Here is an 11,643-nt window from a genome sequence, read left to right as displayed (position 1 = left end):
GGTTCTTGAGAAGGTGGAATTCCGGAGATTCAGGAGATTCAGAGAGACGAAAGGGGAGAGAGTGATGAAGCGCTACGAAGATTTGTCGCCGTCCTTGCGGTGTATTATGACTCCGGGGCCGGTGGAGGTTGATCCGCGTGTGCTGCGGGCCATGTCTTATCCGGTACTGGGTCAATTCGATCCCGAGTTTACAGATATTATGAACGAGACGATGGAGATGCTCCGGGAGCTGTTTGCCACAGGCAATAAGTGGGCCTATCCGGTGGACGGCACATCACGCTCCGGGATTGAAGCGGTAATGGTCAGTCTGATTGCTCCGGGAGACCGGGTGCTGATTCCGGTCTTCGGACGCTTTGGACATCTGCTGCATGAGATTGCTGAGCGCTGCGGTGCTGAGGTGTTCACTATAGAGCAGACCTGGGGCAGCGTGTTTCCGCCGGAGGATGTGATCGCGGCGATCCGCAGCTTCAAGCCGGATGTGGTGGCGATTGTCCACGGGGAGACCTCTACGGGACGTGTGCAGCCGCTGGCCGAGATCGGGCGGGTGTGCCGTGAGCAGGATGCCATGCTGATTGTGGACGCGGTGGCGACCATTGGCGGGGTGCCTGTGGAGACGGATGCCTGGATGCTGGATGCCGTGGTCGGCGGAACGCAGAAATGTCTGTCTGTCCCTTCGGGCATGTCCCCGGTCACCTATAACGAGCGTGCCGAAGCCAAGCTGCTGAAGCGCAAACAGGTAGAGAGGGGGCTTAGAACCGGCGGCGATGAGGCAAGCGAGCTGCCGGTTGTCCGCAGCAACTACTTTGACCTCGGCATGCTGCAGGATTACTGGAGTCCCCAGCGGCTGAATCACCATACGGAGATGACCTCCATGCTGTACGCATTGCGTGAGGGGCTGCGGCTGGTGCTGGAAGAAGGGCTGGAAGCCCGTCATGCCCGCCATAAGCATCATGAGCGAGCCCTGGTAGCCGGCCTGACCGCAATGGGTCTGGAGCTGTACGGTGATCCGGAGAGCAAGCTGACGGTAGTCACCTGTGTGCTGATTCCGGAGGGAGTGGACGGGGAGTCGGTGCGTTCCATGCTGCTGAACCATTTCGGGATAGAGATTGCCAGCTCGTTCGGTCCGTTAAAAGGCCAGATCTGGCGCATCGGCACGATGGGCTTCAGCTGCCGGGAGAATAATGTGCTGCGTCTGCTTGGTGCACTGGAGGCGGCGCTTGTACGCCACGGATTCGCCGTTTCAGCCGGCCAGGGTGTCCAGGCGGCACTTGACGTATACGAGTCAAAAGTAAGATAATCATAAAAATGCGCTAAGTGGTGAAAGGTAAGCAGCACCAGTTGCGATCCGGAGCAGCCGGACGGCTTGTATTTTAGCTAAGTACCTCTGTATAAGCATCGTTAAGCTCCGCTTAGATAAGCAGTCAGGTCTATCCTCCTGGCGGTAGTTCAAACAACGGCTTGCGACCCGTGAGGGGCGTCAGGGCCGTTTTTGCTAAATAGAATATAAATATAGGAAACCAATAACCGGAAGGGAGTGTGTATTATGACTTATACAAGAAAACCACTCGCGGACTGCGTGCCCGGACTTGTGGCTACAGCCCGCGGCGACCAGCCGGCGACACTGGTGATTACTGGCGGCAAACTGGTCAATGTATGCTCCGGAGAGATTCTGGAGGGTATGTCTGTAGCAGTACAGGGCGGACGTATTGCCTACGTTGGCAAGGATGTCTCGCATACGATCGGTGAGGGGACACAGATCATTGATGCGGCGGGCAAATTCATTGCCCCGGGTCTGCTTGACGGGCACTGTCACATCGAGAGTACACAGCTGACGGCGACTGAGTTTGCCCGTGCAGTGCTGCCTATGGGCACGACCGGCGGATTCTTTGATGCCCATGAGATCGCCAATGTATTCGGGCTGAAGGGCATTAAGCTGATGCTGGATGAGATGCGTGCAACTCCGCTGGCGGCTTATATGCAGGTTGCCTCCTGCGTACCTTCAGCAGGGGCGGAATTCGAAACGACCGGCGCATCGATCGGACCGGAGGAAGTAGCCGAGGCTTTTACCTGGGGCGAGGATGTCATTGCGCTGGGCGAAGTGATGAATTTCCCCGGCGTGGTGTACGGTGATGAGAAAATGCTCGGGGAAATTCAGGCGACCCTGCGTGCGGGGCGTTATGTGGACGGTCATTTCACCTGGCCGGCGGATGACTGGAGACTCCCGGTCTATGCCGCCGCAGGAGTAACAGGCGATCATGAGTGTGTGACGGCGGAGGATGTAATCGAACGTGTACGTCTTGGGATGTATGCCAAAATGCGCCGCGGCTCCGCCTGGCATGATGTGGCGAAGACCATCACCGCGCACACTGAGCATGGGCTCGACCCGCGCCGGATGATGCTGGTGACCGACGACCGCAGCTCAGAATCGCTGCGGGATGAAGGTCATATGGATTTTGTGGTGCGGCACGCCATCTCCCAGGGCCTTAAGCCGGTCACGGCTTTTCAAATGGCAACGATCAATACCGCCGAGCGGTTCGGGGTAGCCCGTGATATTGGCTCAATTACTCCGGGCTCCTGTGCAGATATCATTCTGCTGGACGGAAATCTGGCTGATGTTCATGTTGTCATGACGATTGCGGCCGGAGTGGTCGTAGCGGAGAACGGGATCATGACCGCTGAGCTGAGTCCGTACACCTACCCGGAGGAAGTGCTGGCTTCCGTGCATCTGCTGCAGCCTCCGGCTCCGGAGGACTTCGTGATCCATGCACCAATTGCTGAAGGTACTCTGGCCACACGGGTCATCAAAGTGATTGAGAATCATGTGGAGACCGGGGAATTGATCATCAATCTGCCGGTGGCTGAGTCCAGGCTGCTGGTCCAGGAGGGCTTGTGCAAAATCGCCGTCCTGGAGCGGCATAAGGGAACCGGCAACAAATCGGTTGGAGTGGTTGAGGGGATCGGCTTCCATGAGCCTGCTGCGATTGCCATGACTGTAGCCCATGACAGCCATAATGTGCTGGTCATCGGTAATGATGATAACCTCATGGCTAAAGCTGCGGGTGCAGTAGCTGAAGCTCAGGGCGGTGTTGCGGTTATTACCGCTTCCGGAACAACTCTGTTCCCGCTGGCAATTGCCGGACTGATGTCGGCAGAGCCGTTCGAGATTGCGGCAGCCCAGTCTGCGGCCATCAGCAAAGCGCTGTATGATGCAGGCTGCACACTGAATTATGCTTTTATGACCTTGTCGCTGCTTGCACTGGCAGTTATTCCGACGCTGCGGATCTCGGATAAAGGGCTGGTGCGGATTTCGCCGGAAGAGGGGATTCAGCTGGTTCCATTGTTTGTGAGCTAAATCCTTGCGATCAGAAGCCGGCAAATGTCTTGCCGGATCATACAGACATCACCTAAACGGGATGCTGCCCGCTCATTACAGAGCCTGGGCAGCATCCTTTTTTGCATGTGATTTCTCTTGTCAGAATAGCCTTTACTGCTAAAATAATGACATTAATCCGGTGCGGGGCATATAATTAACCATTTCATCACAATTAGAAACATATTTTTTTAAAATTTTAATGAAAAACATTAACAAATTGTGAGAAATAGTCGATAATACTTTTAAATTAGTTAAAATTATTGTCGAATCGTGTATTTGCGGAAAAATACTGAAAGTCCAAATATAAGGAACGGGGTGTATGAGATGATGAGATTAGAAACACAGGACATCGTGAATATCACCAAGAAGCAAATTACCGGTATTTTTAAAATGGAGCCGGTGGAACTGAGATTTGTCAACGACTTTCAGGGTGAGCAGTATCTCTTGACCAATGATAAGCTGCATCTCAGCAACCAGCATTATTGGGCCAAAGTAATGGATTGTGTCTTCGACAGTCATGTCAGACCTGTATTGATGTGCGAGGTGCTCTACTTCCTGCGGAATGAGTTTCTGGAGAGTGATATCAAGCTGATGTTTTCTTATGACTTTGCGGATGGGGCAGATGGGGCAGCGGTCGCTACTGCTGAAATCAGCTTCAATGATTCGCCGGAGCTGCAGCCGGGTGAGATTGCCGAATTGATTGATTTTGCGTTGACATTGCAGGATAAACAGTGGTTCGAGGAACTGACTGCCAAATATAAACAGCTGACCGCTTAAATTTATGCGGAAGGATAAGCTGACTGAATACAGTTCATAGGATAAAGCCGTCCGGGCCGCAGGGGAAGTCAGCCTGCGGACTAGGCGGCTTTTCTGTTGTATAGGAAATGATGATATTCGTCTGTTGGGGGGACTTAAAGGGATAAATCCCTCTAATTCCGCCGAAAGTGGGCGGTTGGGTGAAATTAAAGGGATAAATCCCTCTAATCCCGCCGAAAGTGGGCGGTTGGGTGAAATTAAAGGGATAAATCCCTCTGATTCCACCGAAAGTGGGCGGTAGGGGGGACTTAAAGGGATAAATCCCTCTAATTCCGCCGAAAGTAGGCGGTAGTTTGAAGTTAAAGGGATAAATCCCTCTAATTCATCCGCCTCTCTGCTCAACGGAAGAAATGAGGAGCAAAAGTGCCCCTGATTCTACTGGATGCTGCTAAAGGGAGGAAATGAGGAGCAAAAGTGCCCCTGAATCCACCGGATGCTGCTTAAGGGAGGAAATGAGGAGCAAAAGTGCCCCTGATTCCACCGGATGCTGCTAAAAGGAGGAAATGAGGAGCAAAAGTGCCCCTGATTCCACTGGATGCTGCTAAAGGGAGGAAATGAGGAGCAAAAGTGCCCCTGATTCCGCTGTATGCTGCTTAAGAGGTAGTCTGAATGGAGCAACGCGAAGCGGCGCTTAATCTGCATAAGCTGCTCGGGCAGTATAAACTTGCACAGGCCGCATAAACCCCGGCTTGATACACCCGTTAGGGTGTTTTTCTTTAAATATAGAAGGAAGTATATGTTTACGCCATACTTTATCCTTATATTTCCCGCTGGAACGGAAGCATTCCCTCAAAAGACGGCATAGCCGCTTCCGCTTAGGTAATGAACGTCTCCGGAGTGGATGATTCCGCAGCTTCAGCAGCTGGGAGCCAGCCTAACGCTGTGCGGTTCACCATCCGGGAGAGGAAGTCTATCCATTCCGGGTGGTCATTCAAGCAGGGGGCGACAGTTAAATTCTCAGCTGTTCCACCGCCTGAAGCGAACAGCTCCCGGCCTTCTACAGCCAGCTCATGCAGCGTTTCGAGGCAGTCGGTTACAAGCCCCGGGGAGAAAATCATAGGCCTCCGGATCCCGCGTCCGCTGAGCTCTTTGAGCGTATCGGCAGTAGAAGGGCCGACCCATTTCTCGGGTCCGAAGCGGGATTGGAAGGAAATCTGCCAGCGTTCCGGTGCCCAATTCATAGCCTCTGCAAGCAGGCGGCCGGTCTCATGGCATTGCTGAGGATACGGGTCTCCGGTCTCCGCATAACGGCGGGGTATTCCATGGAAGGACAGAATATAGTAATCCGGTTCTTCGTTCAGCTCGCCAAGCTTCCGGAGCAGCAGCGACTTCATCGCCGAGATATAGTCCGGCGCATCATGATAGGCTTCGATGAAGCGAAGAGCCGGCACGAAACGCTTGGAGACCTGCCCTGAGCGACTATGCCGCCCCAGTGCGGCATAGCTTGCAGCTTCATAGACCGACGCAGTTGTAGTCGAGGAATACTGCGGGAACAGCGGGAGTACAATGATCCGTGTAATACCTGCAGCCTCCAGCTTGCGGAAGGCTTGCTGCATGCTTGGCTCGCTATAGGCAAGACCTAATTCCACCTGGTAGCGGCTGCCAAGCAGGGACTGCAGCGCAGTCTGCTGAGCCCTGGAGTGGACGAGCAGCGGGGAACCTTCCTTCATCCAGATATCCTGATACAGCTTCGCAGACCGGCGCGGCCGGGTACGAAGGATGATGCCGCGCAGCAGAGGCTGCCAGAGCAGCGGATGATAATCAATGATTCTGCGGTCAGACAAAAAGCGCTTAAGATATGGACGAACCGCCTTGGCGCTTGGGGCGTCAGGTGTTCCGATCTGAGCAAGAATAACTCCTATGGGAGGCTGATTCATGAGCAGCAGCGGCTCCTTTCCATGAACATGACATCGTTTAAAAATATCACATATAGAGGCAGAGTTACAATGTGTTGAATCACATTATTATCATATGACGGTGTAAATGGGAGAATTTGAGAGTTAGGAGAATTGTAGTTTTGAAGTTAATTGCGAAATAGTGATGTTTCTTATAGGGTGTGTGATTTTATATACAGAGAAAAGTGTATCAATTTTGATACCATCAAGCCAGAAATTACCGATAGCAGCCTGAAATCATCTTATGTGAATTTATTCACCTTTTTATGTGAATTGTTTCACCTTTTAAAAGATTGTATAAATGGATGCATCTTTTTTGCACACGGGATGGGTCGCGCAGGAACGGGAAAGGGGGGATGACCTCTTATGAAGAGTCAGGGTACTCTTTGTAAGAAGGAATGGAATGAACGGGAAAAACGGTTTACAAGAGCTACATACTACTGGGGATATAATAAAGGAGAATACGCATTTGAAAAAACTAATTGCTTTGACTGTAAGCGCAGCCTTGCTGCTCGCGCCAATCGCCTACACGATTAACGCACCGGCCTTGAACCTGAAGGTGGATGCGGTTTCAGCAGCTTCGGAAGAAGCTCCGGCAGCTACTGCTAAACCAGCTCCTAAACCGACTGCCAAACCAGCTCCTAAACCGACTGCAAAGCCTGCAGCAACACCTAAGGCAACCGCAAAACCTGCAGCAACACCTAAAGCAACTGCAAAGCCTGCAGCAACACCTAAAGCAACTGCTAAACCGGCAGCAACCGCTGCACCTGCAGCATCCGCCAAAGCATCTGCTAAACCGGCAGCAACCGCTGCACCTGCAGCATCCGCCAAAGCATCTGCTAAACCAGCAGCAACCGTTAAGCCAGCTGCTACAGCTAAGCCTGTTGCAACAGCAGCACCGGTTACTGTTAAAGAAGCCGTGTATCAAGACGGAGTCTATGTAGCCTATGGCGATGCTTATTCCAAAGGTACTGAAGGCGCTAAAGTTACAATCAAAGACGGCAAAATTGCCGACATCGAGCTGCTGAGAACCAGCCCGAAAATTATCGACCGCAACGCCCGTGATAACTACAGCGGCGTATGGGTGGCATACGGTCTGATGAAAGACAGACTGATCGGTAAAACAAGAGACGGCGCAGCAGCTGTTGACGCTGTATCCGGCGCAACCCGCTCCAGCAACGGCTGGAAATTGTCGGTTGACAGAGCGTTCGAAAGATCGCTGCAGGATAAACCGGCTGATGCTACTTATTTCGCCGGCGACCACATGGGTGTAGACCCTGAAGCCAAGTATGCTGTATTCGCAAGCTATGATGCGAACAAGCTGACTGCAGTTAAACTGTATCCGCTGACTGCAACTGGAGATTTCGCAGATGAGAAGACTTATACTGCTGAACAAACGGCAGCGATTGCAGCAATTACACCAGTGCTGTTGGCCAATGGTTCTGCGGCTAAGCCTGTAGCCGGCTTCGAAGCTGAATCCAAAGCTGCCATCAACGCATTCTGGGATGCTGAACAAAATGCAAGCATCAACAACACTTCCGCTTATGTGGACGGATTCTACTCTTCCTACGGTACAGCAAGAAGTGTAGGCGTTGAGAGAGCTGATGTTGTAATCCGCAACGGCAAGCTGGTTGATGTGAAATTGTTCAGACTTGGTACTAACCTGATTGACAGAGGCGCAACTGCTTATGCTGAAGTAGTGAAAGCTAATGCTCCTATGACTGCTAAATTACTTGCGAACGGTTCTTATATTGCTAATTATGATGAGAAGGTAGACGGAATTTCCGGCGCTACTGAGAGCAGCCACGGCTGGAACCAGGCAGTAGAAAGAGCTTTCGAGAAGGCTCTGAAGGTTTCGCCAGAAGGTAAATACTTCGACGGTAAATTTGCCGGCGTAGATAACCAGTCTAAAGTTCTTCTGCTGGTAGATGTTGATGCTGATCAAGTTACTGGTATTACAATGAGCCTGTTCGGCACAGACGGCAAAATCATTGCTAACGACAAGCTTACCGCTGATCAGAAATCTGCTGTAGAAAAATTGACAGCCGGATTGCTTGCAAACGGCGTGGACACTGCTGATATCGCTGGCCAGGAAGCTGTATCTGCTGCAGCAAAGGCAGCCCTGACTGATGCCCTGACCAATGCTTCCAAAGTACAAGGCACTTATAAAGACGGCACGTTCACCGCTTACGGTGACGCGTATGACAAGGGTACAAACAAAGCTGACGTTACCCTGCGTAACGGCAAGATCGTAAATGTTGCTCTTTCCCGTGTAGGAATGAACATGGTAGACCTGGGTAAAGCCGCTTACGCTGAAGTTCAAAAAGCAATTCCGGTGCTGACAGCCAACTTCCTGGCTGCAGGTACAAGAGAAGGCGTAGCACAGGTTGATGCTGTATCCGGCGCTACCAGCAGCAGCAATGCACTTAAAGCTGCCGTTGACAGAGCTTACGGTAAAGCTGAAGTTGTTGAAACCGAAAAGGCTGCATACTTCGACGGGATCTTCATCGGTGCCAGTGCAGACAAATCCGTAAATGTAATGGTTACTACTAAGTTCAATGTTCCAGTAACTATGGTTGTTTACTACCTTGATGATAAAGGTAAAGTAAGATACAACCTGACGGATGACGAATTGCTCGTGAAATACGAAATCGAGAATACTTCTAACGGCAAAGGGCTGCACAAGTACGGATACCGTGCTGCAGCATTCGGAACGAATGATGCTCAGAAAGCAATCTCTGCCAAAGCTATTGAAGCTATCAAAGCAGCACTTGAAGCAGCTGGCAAATAATTAAATCTAACCACAAAGGGGCGTCCCTGACCATGCAAATGGTTGGGGGCATCCCTTTTTTATTTTTACACGAACGGGCTGTAAGGGGGGATGGACATAATTAAGAATGGATATCGTATAGTAATTTAAAGGGATTTCGGATGTGAATGTCTAAACTTTAATATACACCGCAGGTTCAAAGCCTGTAAGTAATAGGAGGCTCCTCATGACATTAATTAAACAGCTATCCCCACAGGATGAATTCACCGGCTTCTATCTGCTTAGGGAACTGGTGCTCAAACAGACAAACGGTACTCCTCCAAAGGATTATTTTGATATTGTACTTGGTGATTCCAGCGGCCAGCTGTCGGCTAAATATTGGGATGTAAGTGTAACGGATAAAGAAACTTTTTTCCCGATGGCCCTGGTGAAGGTCCGCGGGATTGCCCATACTTACCGGGAGAAGCTACAGGTCAAAATAACCAAAATCAGACTGGCGGACGAGTCCGATGGCGTGTCGCTTACCGAGTTCATCCGTTCAGCCCCTGTGCGTCCTGTGGATCTGATCCACACGATTAAGAATTCAATGGCCAGTATAACCGACCAGGAGGTCGCATCGATCGTATCCTTCTGTGTAGGCAAGGTTGAAGAGAAGCTAATGCACTATCCGGCGGCCAAAACACATCATCATGCTTATTTTGCCGGACTGGCTTATCATATGGTGCGGATGCTGGAGATCGGGGATTTCCTGTGCAAGCAGCGCCCGTTCCTGAATCCTGATCTTATGAGAGCGGGAATTATCCTCCACGATATTGCCAAACCGGAAGAAATGATCTCGCAATTCGGCATTGTGTCGGATTATAGTGTGCAGGGCAAGCTGATCGGGCATATATCGATGGCATCAAGCTGGATTACAGAGGCGGCAATCCGCACCGGTATTGATCTGGAGTCGGAAAAGGTATTGGCCCTGCAGCATCTGGTCCTATCACATCATAATCTGGGTGAATGGGGAAGTCCGGTGCAGCCGCAGACTGCTGAAGCGGTCGCCTTGCATCATATCGATGCCATGGATGCCAAGCTGCAGATGGTGGAGGATGCGCTGGATACTACTCCCGAGACGGAAGAATGGACACCGTTCATCAGGGGACTGGAGAATAAGGCGGTTTACCGGATGAAAATCTGAGGCTATGCTGTAACGCATAAGAGAATAACAACACCCCCAAGCCACGATTGCGGCTTGGGGGTGTTTGTTCATGCCATAAGGGGCATGAATTCTATGATTTGCGGGCAGACGGAGGGATCCTGCCGGCTGTTCGTACTATTTCTGCTGTTTCTATTGTTGCGGCTGATTCAGCTGCAGACTCAGCCGCAGCTTCAGGAGGTTCCACCTCAAGACCATATTGATTACACAGGGCACGGAGTCCGCCTGGGAATCCCTCTCCAATGGCAACAAATCTCCATTTGTCCTTGTGCCGGTAGAACTCGCCAATGACTACTGCCGTCTCAAGGCTTAAGCCCTGGCCAAAGGGAAAAGCGGCCAGCCTGTTTCCCGTCTGGGAATCAATAAGTGAAGCGGAGGCGTTATTGATCTGGCCCGGGTTCTGGCCGGAAGCCTCCCCATAGAGTGTGAAGGTCAAAGTGATCCGCGTAATAGACGCAGGCAGCTTCGCCAATTGAAGATGCAGATGTCCCGCGTTTGGAGCAGGCTTCGAGTAGAATACAGAACCGCTGGGGTCTTCCATGTTTCCGTAGAAGACAAAATCCTGATCCTGTCCGCAGCGTCCTGACTCCCGGAGCAGGAAAGCAGAGGTGTCCGGCTCCATGGCGGAAAGCGTTGGATCCCACTCCACAGACACGAGAATTCTCGAAGCACTGAGCTTGCCGCCGATATCCACCCGCTGGCCTCTCACCAGCTCGGGTACAGGTTGAACTTCAGGGGCAGGCGGTGTTGCAGCCGGGAGACTTGCAGAAGAAGTCAGACGCTGAGTGGGTACGAGGGGAGCTCCGCGATCCGGTACAGCCGGGCTTACGGGAATTTCCGTCTTTGCTGCAGCAGTCTTCGGGGCAGCCGGTTTCTTGGCGGCTTTCTTGGGGGATGCCTTGAAGGCAGTATAACCGCCCGCATACATCGTGCCTGCCTGGTAGCCCTGGCTGCCCGCTAAGAGGAGGGGATCGAACTGCTGCCACTGCTCCATCAATTTTAATAGAATGAGTGCCGAAGCTCTGGCGTCATCCAGTGCATCATGGTGCTTCAGCCTAATGCCGAAATGCTCGGAGACTACATTCAGTTTATGGGAGGGCAGCTCCTGAAGCATTTTTTTGCCCAGCAGGTAGGTACACATATATTTGAAATCCGGATAGCTGAATAACGAATCATCCAGGCAATAACGCAGAACGCTCATATCGAAGGAAGCATTATGCGCAATCACAATCTCGCCTTGCAGCAGCGGTTCAATCGTGGGCCACAGCTCTGCGAAGGTAGGTTTGCCTTTAACCATTGAGGGCGTAATTCCGTGTATCGCGATATTCATTCCGTCGAACCTCTGCCGCGGGTCAATCAACCAGTCATATTCTGCGGTGACCACACCATTTCTAACCTGAACAAGCCCCAATGCGCAAGCGCTGGAGCGGCTGGAATTGGCTGTTTCAAAGTCTATTGCTGTAAAATCCATAGGTAAAGCCCCTTATCTATCATGTATAAGGTTCATATTAAAGGAGCGCAGAGAGAATTACAATCCAGCAGAATGTACAAAACGCAGCGGATATGGTATGCCTTATCTATGAACTGC

7 protein-coding genes are annotated in these 11,643 nt (G+C 51.6%); 5 read left to right on the top strand and 2 right to left on the bottom strand.

Translation table 11 applies throughout. The features are described 5' to 3' along the window. The first annotated feature begins 64 nt into the window (after positions 1 to 64). The 3 genes from MHI42_RS12995 to MHI42_RS12985 all read left to right on the top strand — a co-directional run bounded on the left by MHI42_RS12995 (position 65) and on the right by MHI42_RS12985 (position 4,150). On the top strand, positions 65 to 1,297 hold the full coding sequence (locus tag MHI42_RS12995) for an alanine--glyoxylate aminotransferase family protein (protein WP_342424072.1): 1,233 nt from the start codon (positions 65 to 67) through the stop codon (positions 1,295 to 1,297). Positions 1,298 to 1,543: 246 nt separating this feature from the next. Beyond that, a complete protein-coding gene (locus MHI42_RS12990) occupies positions 1,544 to 3,352 on the top strand; it encodes an adenine deaminase C-terminal domain-containing protein (protein WP_342424071.1) in 1,809 nt (602 codons plus the stop codon). Between the two features lie 345 nt (positions 3,353 to 3,697). Next, on the top strand, positions 3,698 to 4,150 hold the full coding sequence (locus MHI42_RS12985; protein ID WP_039301415.1) for an IDEAL domain-containing protein: 453 nt from the start codon (positions 3,698 to 3,700) through the stop codon (positions 4,148 to 4,150). Positions 4,151 to 5,004: 854 nt separating this feature from the next. On the opposite strand, the gene hemH is transcribed toward MHI42_RS12985, so the two are convergent. Beyond that, positions 5,005 to 6,066 (bottom strand): ferrochelatase, encoded by a 1,062-nt coding sequence (gene hemH, locus MHI42_RS12980; RefSeq protein ID WP_342424070.1) that lies wholly within the window; start codon positions 6,064 to 6,066, stop codon positions 5,005 to 5,007. A 487-nt stretch (positions 6,067 to 6,553) separates the two neighbouring features. Here hemH and MHI42_RS12975 point away from each other — a divergent pair, with 487 nt between their 5' ends. Together MHI42_RS12975 and MHI42_RS12970 are read left to right on the top strand one after the other, a co-directional pair. Then, a complete protein-coding gene (locus tag MHI42_RS12975; RefSeq protein WP_342424069.1) occupies positions 6,554 to 8,875 on the top strand; it encodes an FMN-binding protein in 2,322 nt (773 codons plus the stop codon). A gap of 205 nt (positions 8,876 to 9,080) precedes the next feature. Next, positions 9,081 to 10,037 carry an HD domain-containing protein gene (locus MHI42_RS12970; protein ID WP_342424068.1) on the top strand — a complete coding sequence of 319 codons (957 nt, stop codon included), beginning with the start codon at positions 9,081 to 9,083 and terminating at the stop codon, positions 10,035 to 10,037. A 91-nt stretch (positions 10,038 to 10,128) separates the two neighbouring features. Here the strand turns inward: MHI42_RS12970 and MHI42_RS12965 are convergent, their stop codons facing one another. Then, complete coding sequence (locus tag MHI42_RS12965) at positions 10,129 to 11,526, bottom strand: TerD family protein (RefSeq protein WP_342424067.1); 1,398 nt, start codon at positions 11,524 to 11,526, stop codon at positions 10,129 to 10,131. Positions 11,527 to 11,643: the final 117 nt, after the last annotated feature.

It is taken from the genome of Paenibacillus sp. FSL E2-0178 (assembly GCF_038593005.1).
Taxonomy (GTDB): domain Bacteria; phylum Bacillota; class Bacilli; order Paenibacillales; family Paenibacillaceae; genus Paenibacillus_AQ; species Paenibacillus_AQ phytohabitans.
This window is presented reverse-complemented; position numbering and strand designations above follow the sequence as displayed.

Coding starts and splice junctions, on each gene's coding strand:
- MHI42_RS12970 (WP_342424068.1), top strand. CDS start 9,081: ATGACATTAATTAAACAGCTATCCCCACAGGATGAATTCACCGGCTTC.
- MHI42_RS12995 (WP_342424072.1), top strand. CDS start 65: ATGAAGCGCTACGAAGATTTGTCGCCGTCCTTGCGGTGTATTATGACT.
- MHI42_RS12990 (WP_342424071.1), top strand. CDS start 1,544: ATGACTTATACAAGAAAACCACTCGCGGACTGCGTGCCCGGACTTGTG.
- MHI42_RS12965 (WP_342424067.1), bottom strand. CDS start 11,526: ATGGATTTTACAGCAATAGACTTTGAAACAGCCAATTCCAGCCGCTCC.
- MHI42_RS12985 (WP_039301415.1), top strand. CDS start 3,698: ATGATGAGATTAGAAACACAGGACATCGTGAATATCACCAAGAAGCAA.
- hemH (WP_342424070.1), bottom strand. CDS start 6,066: ATGAATCAGCCTCCCATAGGAGTTATTCTTGCTCAGATCGGAACACCT.